This is a genomic window from Nitrospirota bacterium (assembly GCA_016214845.1).
Classification (GTDB): domain Bacteria; phylum Nitrospirota; class Thermodesulfovibrionia; order UBA6902; family UBA6902; genus SURF-23.
This window is the reverse complement of the sequence record JACRMS010000026.1, coordinates 22,702-44,779: the sequence shown is the minus strand read 5'-3', so window position 1 is coordinate 44,779 and position 22,078 is coordinate 22,702. Positions and strand designations below refer to the sequence as shown.

General features: G+C 49.0%; 20 protein-coding genes. 16 read left to right on the top strand and 4 right to left on the bottom strand.

Annotation, left to right across the window (positions count from 1 at the left end):
• Positions 1-122: 122 nt before the first annotated feature.
• The 6 genes from HZB61_07965 to HZB61_07940 all read left to right on the top strand — a co-directional run bounded on the left by HZB61_07965 (position 123) and on the right by HZB61_07940 (position 3,332).
• Positions 123-974 carry a 2-oxoacid:ferredoxin oxidoreductase subunit beta gene (locus HZB61_07965; protein ID MBI5056533.1) on the top strand — a complete coding sequence of 284 codons (852 nt, stop codon included), beginning with the start codon at positions 123-125 and terminating at the stop codon, positions 972-974.
• Between the two features lie 113 nt (positions 975-1,087).
• Complete coding sequence (locus tag HZB61_07960) at positions 1,088-1,519, top strand: DUF4079 domain-containing protein (GenBank protein ID MBI5056532.1); 432 nt, start codon at positions 1,088-1,090, stop codon at positions 1,517-1,519.
• 14 nt (positions 1,520-1,533) lie between these two features.
• Positions 1,534-1,920, top strand: coding sequence for a DUF302 domain-containing protein (locus HZB61_07955; GenBank protein ID MBI5056531.1), 387 nt, complete (start codon positions 1,534-1,536; stop codon positions 1,918-1,920).
• A 238-nt stretch (positions 1,921-2,158) separates the two neighbouring features.
• Complete coding sequence (locus tag HZB61_07950; protein ID MBI5056530.1) at positions 2,159-2,836, top strand: pentapeptide repeat-containing protein; 678 nt, start codon at positions 2,159-2,161, stop codon at positions 2,834-2,836.
• Positions 2,837-2,958: 122 nt separating this feature from the next.
• Positions 2,959-3,150, top strand: coding sequence for a type II toxin-antitoxin system HicB family antitoxin (locus HZB61_07945; protein MBI5056529.1), 192 nt, complete (start codon positions 2,959-2,961; stop codon positions 3,148-3,150).
• Positions 3,147-3,332, top strand: coding sequence for a type II toxin-antitoxin system HicA family toxin (locus HZB61_07940; protein ID MBI5056528.1), 186 nt, complete (start codon positions 3,147-3,149; stop codon positions 3,330-3,332). Before HZB61_07945 ends, HZB61_07940 begins: the two co-directional genes overlap by 4 nt.
• Positions 3,333-3,341: 9 nt before the next feature.
• On the opposite strand, the gene HZB61_07935 is transcribed toward HZB61_07940, so the two are convergent.
• Complete coding sequence (locus HZB61_07935; protein ID MBI5056527.1) at positions 3,342-5,984, bottom strand: glucosidase; 2,643 nt, start codon at positions 5,982-5,984, stop codon at positions 3,342-3,344.
• A gap of 193 nt (positions 5,985-6,177) precedes the next feature.
• Here HZB61_07935 and HZB61_07930 point away from each other — a divergent pair, with 193 nt between their 5' ends.
• Positions 6,178-6,624, top strand: a complete 447-nt coding sequence (locus HZB61_07930; GenBank protein ID MBI5056526.1) for a hypothetical protein — start codon at positions 6,178-6,180, stop codon at positions 6,622-6,624.
• An 82-nt stretch (positions 6,625-6,706) separates the two neighbouring features.
• On the top strand, positions 6,707-7,573 hold the full coding sequence (locus HZB61_07925; GenBank protein MBI5056525.1) for a transaldolase: 867 nt from the start codon (positions 6,707-6,709) through the stop codon (positions 7,571-7,573).
• An 8-nt stretch (positions 7,574-7,581) separates the two neighbouring features.
• On the opposite strand, the gene HZB61_07920 is transcribed toward HZB61_07925, so the two are convergent.
• Positions 7,582-8,379 carry a PilZ domain-containing protein gene (locus HZB61_07920; protein MBI5056524.1) on the bottom strand — a complete coding sequence of 266 codons (798 nt, stop codon included), beginning with the start codon at positions 8,377-8,379 and terminating at the stop codon, positions 7,582-7,584.
• A 111-nt stretch (positions 8,380-8,490) separates the two neighbouring features.
• Positions 8,491-9,468, bottom strand: a complete 978-nt coding sequence (locus HZB61_07915) for a diguanylate cyclase (protein ID MBI5056523.1) — start codon at positions 9,466-9,468, stop codon at positions 8,491-8,493.
• 285 nt (positions 9,469-9,753) lie between these two features.
• On the opposite strand from HZB61_07915, the gene HZB61_07910 reads away from it, so the two are divergent.
• The gene (locus tag HZB61_07910; protein MBI5056522.1) at positions 9,754-10,260 is read left to right on the top strand and encodes a DsrE family protein; all 507 of its coding nucleotides are present in this window, start codon (positions 9,754-9,756) and stop codon (positions 10,258-10,260) included.
• 41 nt (positions 10,261-10,301) lie between these two features.
• On the opposite strand, the gene HZB61_07905 is transcribed toward HZB61_07910, so the two are convergent.
• Entirely contained in the window at positions 10,302-10,667 is a 366-nt protein-coding gene (locus HZB61_07905; GenBank protein MBI5056521.1) for a hypothetical protein, read from the bottom strand.
• A 469-nt stretch (positions 10,668-11,136) separates the two neighbouring features.
• On the opposite strand from HZB61_07905, the gene HZB61_07900 reads away from it, so the two are divergent.
• The 7 genes from HZB61_07900 to HZB61_07870 all read left to right on the top strand — a co-directional run bounded on the left by HZB61_07900 (position 11,137) and on the right by HZB61_07870 (position 22,066).
• Positions 11,137-12,588 carry a hypothetical protein gene (locus tag HZB61_07900; GenBank protein ID MBI5056520.1) on the top strand — a complete coding sequence of 484 codons (1,452 nt, stop codon included), beginning with the start codon at positions 11,137-11,139 and terminating at the stop codon, positions 12,586-12,588.
• Between the two features lie 127 nt (positions 12,589-12,715).
• Complete coding sequence (locus HZB61_07895) at positions 12,716-14,245, top strand: multicopper oxidase domain-containing protein (protein ID MBI5056519.1); 1,530 nt, start codon at positions 12,716-12,718, stop codon at positions 14,243-14,245.
• Positions 14,246-14,276: 31 nt separating this feature from the next.
• Entirely contained in the window at positions 14,277-15,638 is a 1,362-nt protein-coding gene (locus HZB61_07890) for a multicopper oxidase domain-containing protein (GenBank protein ID MBI5056518.1), read from the top strand.
• A 178-nt stretch (positions 15,639-15,816) separates the two neighbouring features.
• On the top strand, positions 15,817-18,840 hold the full coding sequence (locus tag HZB61_07885) for a cadherin-like domain-containing protein (GenBank protein ID MBI5056517.1): 3,024 nt from the start codon (positions 15,817-15,819) through the stop codon (positions 18,838-18,840).
• A 6-nt stretch (positions 18,841-18,846) separates the two neighbouring features.
• A complete protein-coding gene (locus tag HZB61_07880; protein ID MBI5056516.1) occupies positions 18,847-20,517 on the top strand; it encodes a DUF1566 domain-containing protein in 1,671 nt (556 codons plus the stop codon).
• Positions 20,518-20,531: 14 nt separating this feature from the next.
• Entirely contained in the window at positions 20,532-21,053 is a 522-nt protein-coding gene (locus tag HZB61_07875) for a hypothetical protein (GenBank protein ID MBI5056515.1), read from the top strand.
• Positions 21,054-21,268: 215 nt separating this feature from the next.
• A complete protein-coding gene (locus tag HZB61_07870) occupies positions 21,269-22,066 on the top strand; it encodes a cadherin-like domain-containing protein (protein ID MBI5056514.1) in 798 nt (265 codons plus the stop codon).
• The last annotated feature ends 12 nt before the right edge of the window (positions 22,067-22,078 follow it).

The following is a 22,078-nucleotide window of genomic DNA, read 5'->3' as shown; positions in this document are numbered from 1 at the left end:
CTCTTAGCCTCTATAATTTTTCTACAGATATAATAGATTCATTATGACGATCCCTTCTCCTCCGTAGGGGCGGGTTTGAAACCCGCCCCTACAAAAGAGGGAATTCAAAACAGGAGACCCATATGCCGACATTACAGGATTACAGGGGGAGGCATCCGGCGTGGTGTCCGGGGTGCGGTAATTTCAGTATCCTCAAATCATTCAAGGACGCGATGATCGAACTGAACATCGAACCCCATCAGTTTACCATCGTATCGGGAATAGGGCAGGCCGGGAAATTTCCGCATTACGTGAGATGCAATACGTTCAACGGCCTCCACGGCAGGACGCTCCCGGTCGCAACGGGGATAAAGCTCGCAAATCACGAAATGCTTGTGATGGCGGTCGCGGGAGACGGCGACTGCTACGGTGAAGGCGGCAACCATCTTATGCACGCTATCAGGAGAAACATAAACGTAAAACTCTTTGTCCATGACAACCAGATCTACGGGCTGACAAAAGGACAGGCGTCTCCGACAAGCATGGAAGGGATGAAGACGAAGAACCAGCCCTTCGGGGTTTTTTCCGAACAGCTAAATCCAATGGCGCTCGCTGTCGCTCTCGATTGCAGCTTCGCGGCAAGAGGGTTTGCAGGTGATATGAAACATCTGACCTCACTGATAAAAGAGGCGGTCAATCACAAAGGCTTCAGCCTTGTAGACATTCTCCAGCCTTGCGTCACATTCAACAAGATCAATACATTTGACTGGTACAAGCAGAGAGTTTATAACATAGAGCCCGAATACAATCCGGAAGACAGGATTGCGGCATTTCAAAAAGCGCTCGAATGGGGAGACCGCATCCCGGTTGGAATAATTTACAGAAACAACCGGCAGGTTTTAGAAGAAAGGGTCCCGGCTATCAAAGATAATCCTCTCGTGAGACAATCATTTGAAATGTCTAAAATAGAGAGTACTTTAAAAGAATTTTATTAAACAAACTGTCATGCTGAACCTTGTGCTGAACTTGATTCAGTATTGTTTCAGCATCTAAATATTAAAACTATAGAGAGACCCTGAATCAAGTTCAGGGTGACATACAACATCCTATGATAGACAAACAGACAATAGCATATCTGAGACTTGTGCACGGCTCTTTCAACACGATCATGATGCTTCTTTTCATTTACCAGGGCACGCTCGGATTAAAGATCAGGAGACAAAGAAAGGCAGGCGGCAAGCCGCAATTCAATATAATAAAACGCCATAGGAAAATCGGGCCGATACTTGCGGTAATGGGCATAGCCGGGTTCTTCGCCGGAGTGACCCTGGCCTATCTGGACTACGGACATTTAATGAAATATCCTCTGCATTTCATCGTCGGATTGGACATCGCGCTTTTGATCAGCGCCACATTTTTTATATCGAGGAAAATAAAGGGGCCTGACCCCAAATGGAGGAATTTGCATTTCAGCCTCGGCATATTAATTTTAACCCTTTATCCGGTCCAGTTGTTTTTAGGGACCGGGATACTTTTTTAAAAAGGGAGGAACGCATGAGCTATTACTTCAATAAAATATTGAGCACATCTTTTGATGAAGCGGTTGCAAGGGTAACCGAGAGGCTGAAAAAGGAAGGCTTCGGAATTCTCACCGAGATCGACGTGCAGGCCACGCTGAAGAAAAAGCTGGATGTTGATTTCAGAAAATATAGAATCCTCGGCGCCTGCAGCCCGTCTTCTGCATACAAGGCGCTGCTTGCTGAAGACAAGATCGGCACCATGCTCCCTTGCAATGTGATCGTGCAGGAGATTTCAGCGGGACAGGTTGAAGTGGCTGCGATCGATCCTATTGCGTCAATGCAGGCCATTCAGAACCCGGTACTAAGCGAGATAGCTTTTCAGATCCAGGCAAAACTCAAAAGGGTGGTTGAGAGCTTGTAACTTAAGGCTGACGAATAATCGGCTCGTTACTTTATTCTTCAGCATGATCTTAAGAATCTTATTTACAATAGCCATATCAATTAACTATATTAACCTCACGGCTCATACGTATAGTCAAATGTTCTTGCCACCACTGAAGAAAGATTACATGCATGTAAGAACAGATGCCTTGACATAGAGAGTTAAACGTAATTATACCTGCAATCATATAGAAAGAAATAACAGGAGGGAAAACGGAATGAAATCATTGATATTGATAAGTTCATTATTATTAATTTTTGCATCTGAGGTTTGGGCAGAGCAAAATGAATTAGAAGAATCGTTAAGTTATATAAAGGAGTATAGGCAGTGTGATCATTGTAATTTTACAGGCGCAAATTTTAAAGATTTCGATTTTAATGGAGCATTTATAGATTATTCGGTGTTTGATAATACAATTATGGAAGGTGCAATAATGCTTAAGTGTCATATAGATGGAGGATCATTTAATAATGCTATCATGGTGGGGGCGAATCTCGAAGAAGCATATATAGATCATGGCTCCTTCAGAAATGCTAAATTAAGAAATGCCCGGTTAGTTAAAGCCGACCTTTCGAAAATTCATTTTGATGGAGCAGATCTCAGGGGAGCCAATCTTTCGTTTTCGATTTTAAAATATGCTTTTTTTACTGGAGCAGACCTTACAGATTCCAAATTTATAGGAGCAAACTTAGAAGGAACTTACTTATATGATGCGTTAAGTCTAACTGGTGCTGATTTCAGTAAGGCAGATTTATCAAGAGCTGCACTTTGGCCAACTCGTCGTAGGTCTGTAGCATCTATGACGAATGAAGAAAAAGTAGATAAGGGAGTTTATTGTGAGGATCTAATTAAGAGAGGCGCAATAATATCTAAGTTGACAAAATGTTTGAAGTAATTTATGCCAGAACACAACTTGCAAGAAATTGTATAGGCGGTTAGGTATGTATAAAATAAACTTGATTTTTACCGGAAAAGCCACCATTATATTATATAAATAATCTGTTTGAGGTATTGAAAATGGAAACAAAAAAATATGTTTACTGGCAAGACGGTGGAATGTGGATTGGCTACCTGGAAGAATATCCGGATTATATGACGCAGGGAGAATCATTGGAAGAATTAAAAGAGAATCTCAAGGATATTTATAATGATTTAACCAGTGGCGCTATTCCCTGTGTGCGTAAAGTGGCCGAACTGCAAGTTTCGTGAAGAGAAAAGATTTAATCAAAAAGATAGAGGGGATGGGTTGTATATTCATCAGACATGGTGGGAATCACGATTGGTATCAGAATCCTGTGACCAGGTTTTCACAGCCAGTTCCACGGCACAACGAAATAAACGATACTCTTGCTAAACATATTATAAAGCTTCTTTCAAAAGAGAACTCCTGACTTATCGGTTCACTTACACCAGCACCATTGGATCATCTCAGCCACAAGCCCGGTCCAGCTTTGATGACTCGCTCCCAGGCCCTTGCAGGTGTCGCCGTGAAAGAATTCATAGAAAAGCACAAGGTCTTTAAAGTGAGGGTCATCCCTGTACCGTTTCTCATCGCAGTGTACCGGCCTGTTACCGTTCTCATCTCTGATGAACATGTCGGTTATTCTTTGCGAGAGTTTCTTCGCCACATCCCAGAGGTTCATGAAGTTTCCTGAACCTGTGGGGAATTCAACTGTCAGGGTATCACCGTAATAATGGTTATATTTTTTCAGAGACTCTATGAACAGGTAATTGATAGGCACCCATACGGGGCCTCTCCAGTTGGAATTACCGCCGAAGAGGCCGGTTATCGATTCTCCCGGCTCATAATCCACGCGATATTCTTCTCCATTGATCCTCATAATGAACGGAATGTCTTTGTGGCATTTTGAGATGGACCTTATTCCGCCCGGGGCCAGAAAATTATTTTCATCAAGCATGGTTTGCAGAATCCTTACAAGTCTCTCTTTTGGCGTGAGGGAAAGCAAAATATCCCTGTCCTCGCTAAGCTCCTCGATTGCCAGATATTTATTAAGGTCTTTCCTGTTATTCATAAACCACATCAGCCTTTTCTTGAATCCCGCTAATCTGTTAAGACGATCTTTATCTATCACTGAAACAGCAAACAGCGAAGTCAATCCCACCAGCGACCTTACCCTCAGAGGCTTGATACTGCCGTCGGGTAAATGCATGGCGTCATAATAAAATCCGTCTTCTTCATGCCAGAGACCGTGCTTGCCGAATGCATTCAGCGATTCAGCGATATGAATGAAATGCTCAAAAAACTTTGAAGCCATATCTTCATAAGCCGGGTCAGTCTGTGATATCTCAAGCGCCATGTCCATGAGGTCCAGGCAATACATCGCCATCCAGCTTGTGCCGTCCGCCTGCTCAACATGTCCGCCTGCCGGCAACACCTTGCTCCGGTCAAAGGCCCCGATATTGTCCAGGCCCAAAAATCCTCCCTGGAAAATATTATGGCCTTCGGAGTCCTTTCTGTTGACCCACCATGTAAAATTTAGCAAGAGCTTCTGAAATACCCTCTTCAGAAATACAATGTCGCCCTTTCCTTTATATTTCTTTTCGATCTCGTAGATCTTCATTGCGGCCCATGCGTGGACCGGGGGATTTACTTCTCCGAGGTCCCACTCATAGGCAGGCATCTGTCCGTTAGGATGCATGTACCATTCCCTTAAAAAAAGCATGATCTGCTTTTTCGCGAAATCCGGGTCAATCATGGAGAGGGGGACGCAGTGAAACGCCAGGTCCCATGACGCATACCACGGGTACTCCCACTTGTCGGGCATGGAAATAATGTCCCTGTTAAAGAGGTATTTCCAGTCGTGATTGCGCCCGCGCTTCCTGTTTTCAGGCGGAGGAGGCTGGCCTTTGTCCCCGTTCAACCATGTCTCCATCTCGTAATTGTAATACTGTTTGTTCCAGAGCAGGGTGGCAAACGCCAGTCTCTGCACCTGTATGACATCGCTTACAGGCTCTTCGGGGATGAACTGTTTGTAAAATTCATCCGCCTCTGAAATTCTCTGACGAAACACTTTGTCAAACTCCGGTCCAAACGGATTTTTATTAAACTTCCTGTTCGCCAGGCGCAATTTAATTGTCTTTGACCTGCCGCCGGGAATTTCATATCTGTAAACTATCGCGCATTTGGTCCCGTTGAATTTATCTTTGAACAGTTCAAAATTATTATTGATAACGGCATCATGAAAAGAGTCTTTCACGTAAAGCGAGAGATTTGGGAAATTAAATAGTCTTTCAGTATTGGTTTCGTTTTCCGTGAATAAAACAGACTGCGCTTTCTCACAGTGTAAATAATATGCACCGGTATCTTCATGCACGGCTTCCAATAAGTGCCATTCAGGAGGGCTTTGCATCAAATGAATGTCCGGTTTTGTCTTTGTCTTGCCGAAAGCCCATGTGTTTCGGAACCAGAGCGTGGGAAGCACGGTAATCTCGGCGCCGCTTTCTGCACGGTTGAATATCTCAAGCTTTATCAAAATATCGTCAGGTCCTGCCTTTGCATATTCAACAAAAACATCAAAATATTTATTGTCGTCAAAGACGCCTGTGTCAAGCAGTTCATATTCAGGCCCCTGTCTCTGTCTGCTTCTGTTGATCTCAAGCAATTGTTTGTAGGGAAATTCCGCGTGAGGATATTTATACAGATACTTCATGTAAGAGTGGGTCGGTGTATTGTCCAGATAATAATAAAGCTCTTTGACGTCCTCTCCGTGATTGCCTTCATAGGAATTTAATCCGAACAGCCTCTCTTTCAAAACCGGCTCCCTGCCGTTCCACAACGCCAGCGCGAAACATAGGTCCTGTTTTATATCGGATATCCCCGCAAGGCCGTCTTCCCCCCAGCGGTATGCGCGGGAGCGCGCGTGCTCATGGGGGAAATAATTCCACGCGTCACTGTTTTCGCTATAGTCCTCACGCACAGTTCCCCATTGGCGTTCGCTTAAATAGGGCCCCCACTTTTTCCAGAAGACCTTGTGTTCGTTATTGTCCGCAATCCTTTTTTCTTCAGCCGGGCGTTTCTTCATTCTATACTCGTGATGAAAATGGTCATGCCTTTCATAAAGAATATATCACAGTTTTGGTTACAAGAAAATTTGAACTGCCGGGATGCAAAATATTCTTGACATTGCTTTCAAAAGTGCTATGCTTTGAACTATAAAAAAATCAGCATGTATTAAAATGCTGTTTCTAACTAAATTGAAAGGAGGTGAAAGAAAGATGAAGATATTAAGGATCGTACTGTTTGCAATGATTGTTGTGGGACTTGTCGCAAGTTTCGGCTTTGCAGGCAGCAAGATGGCAGGTAAGGCAGAAGATGGAAAGAAGTACTTCGACGACCCTAAATTCGCTGAGGGCTCAGCTTCATGCAGCTCATGCCATCCGGACGGAAAGGGCCTGGAAAAATCCGCAGCCAAAAAAGAGTGGAAGAACCCTGCGGGGATGTGGCTTAACCTTGAAGATGCAATTAATGTATGCATTATCATGGCAAATAAAGGCAAGGCAATTGATCCGAAGTCTGAAGACATGAAGGACCTCGTCGCATACATTAAATCTCTGGGTAAGCCGATGACAAAAGGAATGAAGCACGAGATGGGCGAGACAAAAAAAGAAGAAATGAAAGAGATGAAGGAAATGCCCAAGAAGGAAAAGGCCCCCGGTTATTAGAACATCTTTTTAAAAGGGAGGGGATTTTCCCTCCCTTTTTTTATCATTCCTGTCAGCCGGGAATTTTCGTAAAGGAGATTTCATGAGACCGCAAGACCTGAAGACAAGAATTTTTTTAGACGGCGGAGATCAGGGAGAGTCAAGAGAGATCATTAAGCTTATCGGTTTTTTAGACGGGCAGACGACAAACCCGACCCTCATCTCCAAAAACCCTGAGGCGCGCAAACGCCTTGAGAGCGGAGAGAAATTCAGCGAAGCCGAAATTTATTCATTCTATAAAAACGTTGTCAGAGAGATCTCAGCGCTGATTCCGCAGGGCTCAATATCGATCGAGGTATATGCGGACCTTTTAACGACCGCCGGGCAGATGATCACACAAGGAAGGGAAATGAACTCATGGATCCCTAATGCGCATATCAAATTCCCGACAAACAGGGAAGGCTTGAAGGCAGCCGGACAGGCTGTCCTTGAAGGCATGCGGGTAAACCTGACTCTCTGTTTCACCCAGGAACAGGCCGCAGCCGTATACGCCGCTACCCCGGGGGCAAAAAAAGGTGACGTGTTTGTCTCGCCTTTTATCGGGCGTCTTGATGACAAAGGAGAAAACGGCATGACTTTAATAGCCAATATCATGAAGATGTTCCAGAATAGCGACCGCCATGTGCAGGTGCTGACCGCGAGCGTCAGGAGCTTTGACCACTTTATGTACGCGCTGCATCTCGGCTCTGATATTATCACGGCGCCTTACGGCATATTAAAAGAATGGGGTGAGAAAGGACTTCCGCTGCCGGGGAAGAATTATATTTACACCTTGAAAAATCTGAAAAGTATTCCCTACAAAGAGATCAGCCTGTCGAAAAAGTGGCAGGAATACGACATCACTCATGAACTAACTGTTAAAGGCATGGAAAAATTTTCAGCGGACTGGAACGCCTTAATTAAAAAATAACGCCGCTTTCACACGACCACTACCGAGTCTTCAGAGCCGAAGGAATTTGGAAGGTATTTGTCCGCATGCCAGTCGTTCTCCCAGCGGCTGCCGTCAATTAGATACTTGAATCTATACTCTCTCCTTACATCCAATTCCAGTGATACACAAAAGTCTCCGTTCTCAAGTTTACTCATCGGGGTGACTGCAGCGTCCCAGTTATTAAAATCGCCGGCAATCGTCACATTTGAGCATTCGGGCGCGGCCGCTTTTGGCAGTCTGAATGTCACCCTGCATTTGAAATCATCAATGTACTCTTTGGTAAAGCCTGATGTCATGACCGGCCCTTCCTGACTGACCGGGACCGGCAAGTGAATTTCCTGCTTAAAGGCCCTGGGAGACTGGACTTCTTTTTTTGCCGGTTTTAATACAGCCTTTTTCTTCTCAGCCTCATGATAAATGTCTTTGCCGAACATCAGGGCGTCTATGGGAATATTCGCGTTGCCGGATATTTTTTCCATTATGTCATTTTTTATATTCTCATCCTGCAGGCGGAGCTTGATCCCGGCGCGGCTTATGTTGCCGTCCTGCTTTTTCCAGATAACTTCGCCGAAAATGGAAACCGAGGAATTGCCCTGGGGAAATTTCAGCTCCAGTTCGAGATTTTCAAATTTAATGAAATTGAAGTCACGCGCTTCGAGACAGAGGCCGTCGCAGGATATGTTCTTTGTCAAACCCAGCGAATATTGTGTGGGCCCGTAAGTAGGTCTGAATTTAACAATAAGGGGAAGGTCGAATCTTCTGAATTGCCTTTTGCTTTCAAGCATAGTTTCACTCCTTTTATTAAAGAGGTTTGACGCGTCTTATATTCTACGCTTTTAACAGCATCTGTCAATCGGAATTTTATCTTCCCCCTGGCAATTCCATTTTAAGGATAACTAAGGCTTTTGCTTCTGCCTCTTCTGCTCGTACATGAGCGTGTCTGCTTGTGTCAGGAGGTCTTCAATGGAATAAGGGCATCCGGGTTTGTAATATACTATGCCGGTGCTAATAGAGAGCCTGAATACATGGGTCCTTCTGACATTGTAATTCTCAACGTGTCTTTCAAAACGGTCCTTGATTATTTCAATATCGATCTCTGGAGTTTCAATTGAGAACACCACAAATTCATCGCCGCCGATACGGGCGATGATGTCGCTCTCGCGAAAAACTTTTTTGAGGAGCGCGGCTGTCTTTGTCAAAATGAGATCGCCCGCCTTGTGCCCGAAGCCGTCGTTGATCATCTTCAGGCCGTCGAGGTCCGCAAAAAGAAGCATGACCCCTTCTTTCCTGCGGTTCGCGATCTTCAACTGCTGTCTGGCAAAGGTCAGGAAACCCCGCCGGTTGTATAGCCCGGTGAGGTCATCTTTGAGAGACAGGGCGCGAAGCTTCTTCTCCATCTTCCTGCGTCCGGTGATGTCCGTGATTGCCGCAAGGATGCCGGTTATCTTATTTTTCGGGTCCATCAGTGGCGTCGTTGATATGCTGATGTCTATGGGGGAGCTGTCCTTTCTCTGCCGCCTGAGCTCGACATTGTGCAGGGATTCACCTTTCATCACCCTTTCACGCAATGAAAGGAATTCCTCAAATTTATTTTCAGGCACTATCGGATTGAATTTTCCGATCACTTCATTTTTGCTCCAGCCGAATATACGCTCCGCAGCGTCGTTCCACATTGTGACTATTCCGTCATTGTCGAGTGTCACAATAGCTTCCGGCGAAGCTTTCAGGACAGCATGCAGCCGTTCATTGGTCTTCTGCAGTTCCTTCTCAACACGACCATGTCTGGCCTTAAAAGTCTCCAGCTTGACAACACGCCTCCGCAGCTGCGCCAGTTCATTAATAAGCTGTTCTTTTGTCTTGCCTTTATCTTTCATGGCCTTTAATATCTTTCATCTGAAATGAAAGCCTGCGAGCATAGAGCATAGGGCAGAGAGTTAAAGACATAACTACATGCTCTGAAGCAAAAATATAATAAGCCGTTTGTCGATTGAATAAAATAAATTACCCCCCCCGGTTATGCCGTCTATATTTGTAATATTGCACTGCCTTATAAAATTGTCAAACGGTTTTTGAACTTATTGATTTGTCGTCTTGACTTCACGTGTAACCATGCTAATATTTATTAATAAAACAAACAAACAAAAGAAAGGACGGTCAATATGAAGACGAGTAAAATTTCTTCGGTGATGGCCTTAACACTGGCTTTCACACTGCTTTGGGTCTTATCTTTCGCGCAGGCGGCTGAACCGGATGACGCGGATTCATTGAAGGGGCTAAAAGAGGGAAAGGTCATTTTTGAAGCCGGGATCGGAGACCCTGAGAATTTGTTCCTGTATCTGTCTGTAATAAAAGACACGCATGACAGTATGCTCAAACAGGGAGTCAAGCCTGTCATGATTGTCCAGATACACGGCGGCGCGGTCCCCCTCGTATCCAAAAAAAGGGAAGGGATGCCGCCTGAACGCCAGAAGAAACTTGATGACATCGCAAAGATGATAACGGAACTCAGGGGCATCGGCGTGGACTTTGAGGTATGCGCCCTTGCAGCCCGTTTGCTTAAGGTAGACTACAATGACATACTCTCCGGCATCAAGCTTGTCGGCAACGGCTGGGTCTCGCTTGTCGGATATCAGAATAAAGGGTATGCCATTGTCCCGTTCCATTAGGAGGGAAGATCGGGCTGAGACGACAGATCGGGCCGGTCAAATCAAATGTTCATGGACACTCCCTTCATCGACACGTAGGGTATCCGTAAATGAACGGTCAGATTGTCCGCTGCTCCGTACGCAAGGCCGATTGAAGGACTGAATAATGATTCGACGTTGTGGATGCCCTCATCTCCGCTCCTGGCAAACCCTAACAGTTCACTGTCGGAAAATGTATCGAACTTCTGGTACTCGAAAAGGACCTCAAAATTGAAGCTGCCTTTGCTGAGCGTTGAAGCGGAAACGGTTGTTACCGGGCCTGCCTGCCCGATGCCTGATCCGATGGATGCATGATGCGCGAATGCCGCGCCGCTTGCAGCCAAAACAATGAGAACAGCTACAGCAAACAGAACACTTTTTCTTTTCATGGTTTTCTCCTTTGAAAGTTTTTCACCTTATCTTGGTTTATATACCACATCGATTTCTTTGCGGCAAGAGGGAACAGTCCGGGTGAAGATTGCGGGTCATTTTTTTCATGAGATACTCTGCTTATGACAGGGCAGACGCTCGCTGAATTGACGATATTTCAGGAGAAACTTAAGGCCGGAGCATATGGCCTAAAATGGACCTGTTAGTTCAAAATAGGCCATTCATAATGAGCTCCATCAACACGTAATAATCAAAAACCCTTTAATTTTACACAAACTTTTCAAATGGCATTATCTTTGCAAAAGCCAACCGCAGAAGTAAAAAAAATATTATGCCAATAGTTAAGTTTGGATTAACGGGTAAGGCAAAATTGTATAAGGAGGTGACGGCAGGAGGCATATCTGGAAATATTTAAATTGACAAATGAATTGTTGAAATTAAATTAAAACACTTAAAAGGGAGGACAAAGTGAGAAAACAAAATATATTTACAATCCTGTTTGCGGTATTTGCCGCTTTAGCATTAATCGCCTGTGGAGGCGGAGGCGGCGGAAGCAGCGGAAGCAGCGGAGGAAGCGGCGGTGGTGGCGGGACTGCGAAGGCTGCGGTAATGTCCGGCACAATGACAAAGGGCAGCGTAATTGTAAACGGTGTTGAGTTCACTGTAGCTTCAGGCGCCTCTATTAGGATTGATGACAACCCCGGCAGACCGGAGACAGAGCTTAAGGACGGGATGCAGGTGCATGTCAAAGGGACTGTTAATGACGACGGCGTTACCGGAACGGCAGACACAATTGAAGCTGAAAATGAAGTCCAGGGGAACGTAACCGCGAAGGATACGACAGCGAACCCTGACACTTTAACGGTAGCCGGACAGAAGGTTATTGTTGATGACTCGACTGTTTTTGCAAATGGCCTGCTTGCTGATATTGTTGCCGGTACTACAGAGGTGGAAGTGCACGGCCAAAGAGACGATATGGGCAATATCATTGCCACCCGCGTAGAGCTGAAAAACGAGTTTGCTGACGATGGAGTGAATCTCAGGGGTATGATTGGCAATCTCACTGCAACGACGTTTACTATCGGCACACAGGTAGTGAACTTTGCTACTGCAACGATCGAGCCTGCGGGCATGACGCTGGTCAACGGCGAACTTGTTGAAGTTGAAGGTTCTCTGGCAGGCGGCGTGATCACGGCTGCCAAAGTACAGTTTGAAGATGAGGAAGACGCGGAATTTGTGCCTGCGGAAAATGAGGACTTCGAGATAGAAGGGTTTATTGCCGGATTCACCGCGCATCCGGGGACATTCAATGTCGGCACCGTCTCCGTGACAACAACATCAGCAACGGAGTTCAGCAGCGGTTCGTCAATAGACCTTGCAAACGGTGTTTCTGTAGAAGTCGACGGCACAATGAACGGCGGGTCATTTCAGGCGCGGGAAATTAAGTTTAAGAAGAAGGTGGTCCGCATAACTACCGATAATCTGGACCTTACAGGTTTGCCCGGCCAGATCATCATGATGGGAAAGACCGTTACGATCAACGACATGACCAAAGATACCAGCTTTACCGGCACTGAAGCGTGTGTCCAGATGCGCGGCTTTGTAGATTCCTCAGGCAACATAATCGCCAGTGAAATAAAAGATGATGGCAACTCATGCAAAGATACACTTCAGGCAGAGGTGGAAGCAAAAGACGCTACGAACTTAACCCTTACGATGCTCGGCATCACCGCTGATCTGAGCGGCGCCGCTGTTCAGTTCAGTCTGGACGAAGACAGCAGCATTACCACAGCGCAATCATTCTTTGCGGCAATCACTGCGAAGAGCGGGACTACTGGAGGCACGCTCGTTAAGGTGAAGGGAGCGTTCAGCACTCCGCCTGCCGGTATTTTGGTGGAAGAAGCTGAACTTGAAAATTAGAAAGGTCAATTCGTAAACCACAGAGGCACAGAGGCACGGAGGAAGATAAATAAGAAGGATTATATATTTTCTCTGTGTCTCAGTGACTCAGTGGTTATAAAAAAAAAGAATAAAGGAGGGTCGCACCTTGAAAAACAACAGCATTAAGAAAGCATTGATTGACAGGCGTCAATTCCTTATTTACGCGGGAGGCGGGATAGCGACTATCGTTCTCGGCGCCTGCGGCGGTGGAGGCGGCGGTGGAGGCGGCAGCAGCTCCGGCGGTAATAGCAGTGGCAATGGAAGTGGTGATGGTAATGGAGGTGGTAATTTTCCGAGCACCCAGGACCCAATTCCAGTAACGCCGGTGATCCAGGCTATTACATTCCGCATTACTGATGCGATGAAAGATATGGTCACCCACAATTCGTTAAGAAACGCGCGCTGCTACTTCTGGATATACAAGAGTGAATCTCCTCACTTAGATGCTGATTGTCCGGGACCCAATATCATTGCGTTTCAGGGAGACGTTATCAGACTGACTCTGACCAATGATCTTGACGAACCCCACGCTCTTCATGTGCCCGGCATGTTCAGCAGCGGTCCGGTTGCGCCGGGAGCTACACAGACCTTTGAATTCACACTTTCAAAGACAGGCACATTTCTCTACTATGATAATCTTAACGAGCCTGTAAACCGCGTGATGGGACTTCACGGCGCGCTTGTAGTTATGCCGAGGCAGGCAGTTGCCGGTCATAAATTTACCCCGTTCAGCAATCCCACAACCGCGGTGCAGCAGTTGTTTGATGACCTTGGAACAGCCGAGCACTGGCCCGGTCTCGCATGGGAGGAGGCTGACAATTCTTCTACAGGCAAGACCCCGGCCTTCAGGCAGTACATCTGGCTGTGTCATCAGGCCAGTCCACTGCTGTTTCAGGAGGTGGGGCAGTATCCCGCAGGGCAGGATTACCCTGCCGCAACCTTCGTGGATGCATTCCTGAACGATCCTTATGTAAATTCATTTAAGAATGGAAGCTTCAACAAGAAGGCGCACTTCTTTACCATCAACGGGCAGTCCGGACATTTCTCCCACAACAATCCTTACATCTGCCCGAACAACCGCGTGGGCGAGCCGGTAATTATCCGCTGTCTCAACGCGGGGCTGCACATGCATTCCCTGCACATACACGCAAACCACGTATTTGTGCTGGCAGAAAATAATGTGGTCAGAGAAAATCCACTATGGGTGGACAGCTATACGCTGCATGCGCTGGACACCTATGAATGGCTGGTGCCCTATATCAGGCCGCCGGACATTCCAAATGTCGGGGGCATCGGGCGCGCGGACACTCCGCTCACCTCGCCAGTCACCGGCAAGCCGGTCTGGCCGCCGGACCAGGAACTGAACACCTTTATCCCGCCGAAAGGAACAATAGCCGGCAATGGTGTTGATCTCTCGGTGCAGTTGTCACCCCTCTGTTACCCAATGCACGACCATTCAGAGGCATCGCAGTCGGCGCAGGGAGGCAATTACAATTGCGGGTTGATCTCAGGTATAAATTTCACCGGAGACCGCAATGCCGCAGGCGGGGTGATGACGTTCCCTAACGCGCCTGACATGCACGGCCCTGAATCTACAGGCCCGGCAACAGTGGAGTTTGCAGGGCATGGTCATTAAATGAGAATTTTCATCAAGAAGGAGATACAACATGTCATTCAATAATCCAGCATTTCATATTCAAAGACAGTCGGTGCAAGGGATGGAAGGGGAGTGGGTCAAGATGTTTGACCCCCCTACGGCAAGCCCGGACACGCCGGAGCTTTTGAGCCCGACAAACCCTGTGCCGGAATTTATCAGGGCGGCGCATCCCGAATTTACGCCTACAACAGTGGGGTACGTTCCGTCGCCGCCTCATACGGTGGGCCGGAGCCTGATGCATGGAGGGACTATCACCTCGTGGGACGGCTTAAAAGCGCTCAGGTTCTTCACCTTTATGGACCCGGATATTTTCCAGACTTTTGATCCTGTTGCTACAAATGGAGTAGGCGGTGTATGGCCGGGGCCGACTATCCGCGTGCCGCGCGGGGTTGTTTTCCATGGCCAGACCAGCGCAGGCGGCCCGCCGCCCCATACCATTCACTGGCACGGCATAGAGCCGACCCCGATGAATGACGGGGTAGGGCACTGCTCTATGGAGCTTGGAAAATATACTTATCAGTGGCAGCCCAATTTCATCGGCACCTATTTTTACCACTGCCACAGAAACACAATGCAGCACTTTGAGTTCGGGTTGTACGGAATGCTCCTTATAGAGCCGCCCGACGCGTTCAACCAGCAGAACCCGGCGCTGCCTGATTATGCCGGAGGCTATCCTCGCAGGACCGCGGCCAACTTCACTAATTTCCCGGAGTTCCAGGCTATGTTCCCGGGTTTTACCGGAGGAGACCTTAGAAGCGGCGACCCTCACGCTATGACAATACCCTATGATGTGGAAGCGCTCTGGGTGCTTGATGACCGTGATTCCGTATGGAGTGATAATATGAGCGGCGCCTTTGATACCTTTCCAAAGCATGGAAGCCAGCCCGGAAGCAATGACCAGTTTATGTTAGGGGATTTTCACGACTTCAATCCCGATTACTTTTTTTGCACAGGCGTTCCGTTTCCGGCCCATGTCGGAAACACGATAAGCATTGCCCCCGGAATCACCGTTCCACCGTACCTGAACAGCGGGGTAACAGGGATGCAGGTCTCGGTCAATGCAAAGGTAAATCAGACGATACTTATACGCGCTCTCTGCGCTGCCTATGTCGGCATCAAGATCACATTCCCTATAGATGTCGTGATCATCGCCTTTGACGGCAGGGCGCTGGGAGTGCCGCCGCTGAACCAGTACACCAAACCTTTTCTGCTGCCGGCAAATACGCCCTATGAGCTTTCAACTGCGCGGCGGTTTGATGTGCTGATGAGATCGGCGACGCCCTTTAGTAGCTTTGCTAATGTGGAGTTCATTCACAACAGGACAGGGGCTTCTTTGTTGAACGGAAGGATACCGATTGTTATTAGCGCGTAAAGTGAGAAGGGTGTTTTGGGTCGTCATTCCCGCAAGCGAAGCGCGCCGGGAATTCTTTTTGGAGAAGATTCCGGACAAGCCGGAATGACAGAGTTGGAGCCGCCGGAATGACAGAAAAAGATTACTGTTCAAAATTAGGACTGATTCTAATTTGGAAGTTAGAGCACAAGAGATCGCGATGAAAAAACGGCAACATTATTTAACATCACAAGCTGCCATATGTTTGCTGGCAATAGCGATAGTCTGCGCTGTTATGATCGTCAGGACAGCGTGGGGAATAATTGTTGTGCCCCCGCCCGCACTGAACCCGCTCAACCAGAGCGCGGTCACAGAGCCGCCGCAGCTCTTCACCTATGTGAAAAACAAAAGCATTGCAATCCAGATCGGAAAGGCATTCTTCTGGGAGATGCAGGCGGGGAGCGACGGCATTGTGGCCTGTGCGACATGCCATCACAGCGCCGGCGTGGACAAACGGCTCAAGAATACTCTTAACCCCGGAACAAAAGCCGGCGATACGATCTTCGGAAACAATACATTGGGGGTCAACGGGTTTTCTCAGTTCGGACCGAACTATACTCTGGACCCGGTCAATGACTTTCCCCTGCATCAACGGGATGGCTCCGGTCACTTACAGACTGATCCGATCATTCGCGATACCAATGATGTGATCGGGTCACAGGGGGTCCGCCTCTCCGATTTCGTCGGGGTCGGCGTCTTCCCGGACCCGTCTGTGGACAGTGCGCTTGCTGCCGAAGCTGACACTGTTTTCCACGATCCTGTGTACGGCAATCTCCGGCGGGTTACCGGCCGCAATGCACCGACCATGATAAATGCCGTATTTAATTTCACCAACTTCTGGGACGGCCGGGCCAACTTCCGCTTTAATGGAGAAAATCCTTTCGGCCCCGCAGATGCGAATGCGGGCGTCTGGTTTGACGATCCTGCTCAGCCGCAGCTTGTGAAGCGGCCTGTTGTCATAGAATTCGCGAGCCTCGCCTCCCAGGCGGTGGGCCCCCCTCTTGACTCCGTCGAGATGTCAGGCAGGGGCCGCACCTTTCCCATGCTTGGCAGAAAGCTGCTCGGTTTGACACCACTCGGCAAGCAGCTCGTCAGTCATGATGACAGTGTGCTTGGCGGCCTTGCCAACTCTGCCGTCACTCCCGGCGCCAAAGGGCTCCATACTGGCTATGCTCAGTTGATAAGGGAGGCTTTTAACGACAACCTCTGGAATTCGTCGAAGCTTACGCCTGACGGGTTTACCCAGATGGAGGCGAACTTCTCTCTCTTCTGGGGGCTTGCTATTCAGCTCTATGAGGCAACTCTGGTCTCCGGCGACTCCCCGTTCGATCGCTGGCTGGCGGGGGATACAACCGCACTCACTGAACAACAGCAGTTCGGGTTCTCTCTCTTCGCAGGTGTCGGCAATTGCACTGTCTGCCACATCGGCACCGAATTGACCGCCCACTCTATTGCCAACATTGGGTTTTTGAACAATACCATTAATAACACAATAGAGTTGATGTTCGCGGCAGACGGCGTGCAGAATATCTACGACGAGGGCTTTGTAAATAACGCAATAAGACCGACCGCCGAGGACCTCAGCAGGGGCGGGACAGCGCCTTTTACCAACCTGCTGACAGGACAGCCGTTTCCGCTTTCATTCTCGCGTCTTGCAGAGCTCCAGGAGCAGGCCCTTTTACCTTTCGAAACCCCGATACTCCAGTCCTTCATTCCGGTCAATATGCCTGTTGTCGCAGACGGCGCATTCAAAGTTCCGGGGCTGCGAAACGTGGAGCTGACCGGCCCTTACTTTCATAACGGCAGTGAAATGACTCTTGATAGTGTTGTGAACTTTTATTCCCGGGGCGGAAACTTCCCGGCAGAAAACATCCATAACCTTGACCCTGTAATCGGCGCCGGACTCACGCTGATATCAAATAACCAGACCCTCCATGTAGCTATAACCGATTTCCTCACAGCTCTTACAGATCCGAGGGTCAGGAACGAGTCAGCGCCCTTCGACCATCCTGAGCTGTTTATTCCGGAAGGCGACCCCGAAGTGTTGACCCATATTCCCGCCCGTGACTCAAACGGAGTGCCAGCGCCGCAGCTTGCCCTCACGCTCAATGCAGTGCTCAGCCCTACTAATTCAACTGCTCAAACAATTTCAGGAACAGTGCAAGCCGGTATGACGACCCCGGCTGTTACAGTCAACGGCGGCGCGCCGGTCAATGCAATTGTGACCGGCATAACCTGGAGCGCTGATATCGGCGGATTTCAGGAAGGAGCAAACGCCATTGAGGTCAGCGCTGTCGAGATCGCCAGCAGTATACAGACATCGATAACAGCTACGATAACTCTTGACACAACTCCGCCTTCTCTTACACTTAATGCTGTATCAACCCCGACCGGCTTGTCTACACAGATTATCTCCGGCACAGTGGAGGCAGGGGCCGCGGTGCATGTTTCAGTCAACGGAGGCGCAGCGTCTGCTGCGACCGTGACCGGAACCTCATGGAGTTATACCGCCGGGCTTACGAACGCAGGAGATAATACTATTGAAGTCAGCGCTAATGATGCCATTGGCAATACTACTACTCTGCCGGTTGCAACGATCTTCAGGAATATGAACACCCCGCCGGTCGCGGCAAACGACGCTGCCATGACTGCGATGAATGTATCAAAGACAATAAACGTGACAGCCAATGATACCGGCGTCAGCAATGCCCTTGCGCCGAACACGCTCGCGGCTTCTGCTCCGCTTCACGGCACGGCAGCAGCTAACCTTGACGGCACGATTACCTATACGCCGGTTACCGGTTTTACCGGCACAGATGTCTTCACATACACAGTGAAAGATATCATCGGCAATGTCTCCAATTCCGCGACAGTCACAGTGAGCGTTACATCGCCGGTTTCCGAGACAGTTACAGTTCTCAGGGCACAGTTCAGGACAGCTACTGCCACTACCGGCGACTGGGTTGTTGAAGGGACTACGACGAACCTGCTTGCGACCACGATAACTATTTACAGCGGCAACAGCCTGACCGGCACGGTCATCGGCACAGCATCTCCCATTGAAGGGTTGTGGAGTTTCCGCCAGAGCGGTTCTTCTGTTCTCCCTGACGCAACCCGCACTATCAGCGTTCAATCGTCACCGCTGGGAACGTCCCGCCCGGCATACCCTGCGGCGGTGAGGTAGGCGGCAATGAAAAGTGAAAAGGAGATATTCATGATCAATAAAATAGTGACACTTGTTATAACTTTCCTGCTGATCGTGCCGGAGCTTTCAAATGCCGTTCAACTACCTGCAACCGGTCAGACAGCATGCTTTGATATAAACGGGAATCCCCGCGCGTGTCTTGGCACCGGAGAAGACGGCGAGAAGCAGGCCGGAGCAGCGTGGCCTGTGCGGTTCAGCGATAACGGCAATGCAACTATAACCGACAATCTTACCGGGCTTATCTGGAGCAAGAACGCGAATGCCCCGGACCCTTCTCCGGGTGTATGCGTAAACGCCGGGAGCAAAATGACATGGCAGCAGGCCCTTGCTTTTGTGACATGCCTCAACGCTAATAATTTTTCCGGCTTCGCCGACTGGCGTCTTCCAAACCTTAACGAGATGGAGAGCCTGGTCCATGCAGGAGCAGCGAATTCATCAGTCTATTTAATCGCGAACGGCTTTACCCTGGTCCAGGCGGACCTGTACTGGACTTCCACAAACGATAACAGCAATCTCAAGGCCGTGCCTCCAGCACCTGACGCATGGGACGTGTCCCTCGTTTCAGGCGACTTGGCATTGACCTCTGATAAAGACCTTACAAGGGCTGTCTGGCCTGTGCGCGGCTTATCAACTCAGTTATGGAAGACCGGACAGACAAAGTGTTTCGATGTTGCAGGCAGTAGAATCAATCCCTGCGGCACCAGTCTGGCGGGCCAGGACGGAGAGATGCTTGCAGGCGCGGCGTGGCCTTCTCCCAGATTCAAAACGAATGTAGGCCCGAGCTCTGCCGCGACCCTTGCTGTTGACAAACTGACCGGCCTCATCTGGCCCCTTGACGCAAACAGCCCCGGACCTGCTGCCTGTCCCGATACCGGACATGTAATGAACTGGCAGGAGGCACTCGACCATATAAAGTGTCTTAATCAAAATTCATATCTCGGCCTTAGCAACTGGCGGCTACCTAACCGGAAGGAGGTGCGAAGCCATATAGATTATGCAACTGGAAATCCTGCTCTCCCCGACCTGAGTCCTTTTGTGCCTCTTATGGTAAAGGAGTACGTCTTCTGGTCCTCAACGACAAGCGCAGCCGACACAAAGACAGCATGGGTGGTCAGCGTGTTTGACGGAAGTGTTAATGCCGCCTCAAAGGGAAGCGGCCTCCTTATGGCCTGGCCGGTGAGCGGTCCAGATATTTCAGCTCCTGCCCTTACTATTGATGCCATCGCCACTTCCACTTCCACAACTAAGCTGATCTCCGGGACAGTGGAAGCCGGCGTGGTCCCGGAGGTCACGGTCAGCGCTCCGGCTGTCGCAGGCTCAGTCACTGTCAGCGGCACGGCATGGAGCGTCCCTGTCAGCGGATTGTCCCCGGGAGCAAACAGCATTACTGTTACCGCTGCCGACCTTACCGGGAACATCGCCACGCAAACGGCAGTTATAACAGTCATCCTCTCTGATGGTAAATTATGCGGCGGCGCTGCGGTAAGCGTCTGCGATGCGCTCAAGGCATTGCGTATTGCGGTCGGCCTTGCTACAGCAACAAATGAAGATATGTATCACGGAGACGTCGCTCCGTTAACTGCCCCGGACAACAGGATTGATATATCCGATGCCCTGCTGATTTTGAAGAAGGCTGTGGGGTTGATCAGCTTTTGAGGAGGATAAAAGATATGTCTTATAAGTCTTATTTGACTTATATTTTTTTTGCACTGGCTTTAATTAGCTGCGGTGGCGGCGGCGGAGGTGGAGGCACTGGAGGCGGTGACAACACCCCGACTGTGGTTACCCGCGCTGAAGTCACCATTGCATTTGATCAGGCGGTCACGAACCTGGCAGGGCTTCAGTTCACTTTGAATAACACGGCAGGCGCGACGTTTGACAACAATGCTCAGCAGGTATTCGCGATCAACAATGCTGCTGCCGGGGCGCAAACACTCGTCACCGCCAATTTTGACGCAGCCGCCAACAGCACAAGGATTGCCTTAGTTAACGCGGGAGTTAACGGCTTCAACACCGGGACCACCGCGATCATAAAGGTGACCTTTGCAATTGCTGATGGAGCAGCGCTGCCGACATTCAGCATTAATCAGACACCGGGAAGCTTTATCGCCGTAGATGCGGGCGATGCCGCAACCATCCCGGCGGTGACGGCAGCAAATGCAGTTGTTACTGCAGTCTTCAGCGGGCCGTAGAACCTCCCCTCTAATAATGAAGGATCGAGGGGTGTGTTTTTAAGGAGGTTATTTTGAAATTTAATATAAAGTTTATTTTCTGCATCATTATTTTATTGTCCGCTTTTGCCCCCGGGCTTGCGCGAAATTCATGTGCCGCTTCCACTATCGTTGTCTCGCAGTTTACTGACAGAGTTTTTGTGCTGCAAGGGACAAAGGTGGAGAAGGCCGCGGCTATGGACCTCATTATAACCTATGACGGCGCTGCCGCTCCAAGTGTAGCTTATGGAGGGTTGATATCCGGCGCGTTGACAGCAGTCAATACCAACACCCCGGGGACCCTGCGCATGGGCATCATCCGCATAGCACCCATAGAAGGAAGCGGAATTATTGCGGCGCTCACGTTTGATAAAGCAGTGAAGATAACTGCGCTCAACGCCAGCCTGTCCACACTTGATGGCGGTCCGATTTCCGCTCAGGTACAGGTGGAGAATACGGCTGGCACAAATACAACAGATATAGGAGCCTCAGCCGCGGAGCCACAGGTCAATACAGTTTCCGGTGGCGCTGCACGCTCATTTGCTTATGCCAATGGAATGAAGTCCTCAGCCCCCCCCAGCGATGGTCCAAGTGCAGATCAAGCGGGCGATAGTAACACAGAAAATATAACGGACAATGCCGGGCCGAACCGTGTGCCTTCGCCAACAGGTGATCTGTATACGGTTGAAGCGTCTGTCCCTCTGACAGTTGCGTCCCCCGGTGTCCTGGCCAATGATACTGACCCGGATGGAAATACTTTAACCGCGGTGCTGGTGAACGGTCCGTCAGATCCGAACGCGTCAGTCAAGCTGAGCCCTGACGGCTCTTTTACATACATGTATAAAGCGAAGATTGAATCGCCAATTGTAGACGCCTTCACGTACCGTGTCAATGACGGCAGCATGGACAGTCTCGCGGCAACAATACTGATCATGGTCAACCCGCGGTCAGATCATGCGCCGCCAGCAGCTACAGTACCTGTGAAGGACAAGTAAAACAAAAATAAT

What these genes read in the sequence shown, in the direction of transcription:
- HZB61_07965 (MBI5056533.1), top strand. Translation starts at nt 123, where the DNA reads ATGCCGACATTACAGGATTACAGGGGGAGGCATCCGGCGTGGTGTCCG.
- HZB61_07960 (MBI5056532.1), top strand. Translation starts at nt 1,088, where the DNA reads ATGATAGACAAACAGACAATAGCATATCTGAGACTTGTGCACGGCTCT.
- HZB61_07955 (MBI5056531.1), top strand. Translation starts at nt 1,534, where the DNA reads ATGAGCTATTACTTCAATAAAATATTGAGCACATCTTTTGATGAAGCG.
- HZB61_07950 (MBI5056530.1), top strand. Translation starts at nt 2,159, where the DNA reads ATGAAATCATTGATATTGATAAGTTCATTATTATTAATTTTTGCATCT.
- HZB61_07945 (MBI5056529.1), top strand. Translation starts at nt 2,959, where the DNA reads ATGGAAACAAAAAAATATGTTTACTGGCAAGACGGTGGAATGTGGATT.
- HZB61_07935 (MBI5056527.1), bottom strand. Translation starts at nt 5,984, where the DNA reads ATGAAGAAACGCCCGGCTGAAGAAAAAAGGATTGCGGACAATAACGAA.
- HZB61_07930 (MBI5056526.1), top strand. Translation starts at nt 6,178, where the DNA reads ATGAAGATATTAAGGATCGTACTGTTTGCAATGATTGTTGTGGGACTT.
- HZB61_07925 (MBI5056525.1), top strand. Translation starts at nt 6,707, where the DNA reads ATGAGACCGCAAGACCTGAAGACAAGAATTTTTTTAGACGGCGGAGAT.
- HZB61_07920 (MBI5056524.1), bottom strand. Translation starts at nt 8,379, where the DNA reads ATGCTTGAAAGCAAAAGGCAATTCAGAAGATTCGACCTTCCCCTTATT.
- HZB61_07915 (MBI5056523.1), bottom strand. Translation starts at nt 9,468, where the DNA reads ATGAAAGATAAAGGCAAGACAAAAGAACAGCTTATTAATGAACTGGCG.
- HZB61_07910 (MBI5056522.1), top strand. Translation starts at nt 9,754, where the DNA reads ATGAAGACGAGTAAAATTTCTTCGGTGATGGCCTTAACACTGGCTTTC.
- HZB61_07905 (MBI5056521.1), bottom strand. Translation starts at nt 10,667, where the DNA reads ATGAAAAGAAAAAGTGTTCTGTTTGCTGTAGCTGTTCTCATTGTTTTG.
- HZB61_07890 (MBI5056518.1), top strand. Translation starts at nt 14,277, where the DNA reads ATGTCATTCAATAATCCAGCATTTCATATTCAAAGACAGTCGGTGCAA.
- HZB61_07885 (MBI5056517.1), top strand. Translation starts at nt 15,817, where the DNA reads ATGAAAAAACGGCAACATTATTTAACATCACAAGCTGCCATATGTTTG.
- HZB61_07880 (MBI5056516.1), top strand. Translation starts at nt 18,847, where the DNA reads ATGAAAAGTGAAAAGGAGATATTCATGATCAATAAAATAGTGACACTT.
- HZB61_07875 (MBI5056515.1), top strand. Translation starts at nt 20,532, where the DNA reads ATGTCTTATAAGTCTTATTTGACTTATATTTTTTTTGCACTGGCTTTA.
- HZB61_07870 (MBI5056514.1), top strand. Translation starts at nt 21,269, where the DNA reads ATGGACCTCATTATAACCTATGACGGCGCTGCCGCTCCAAGTGTAGCT.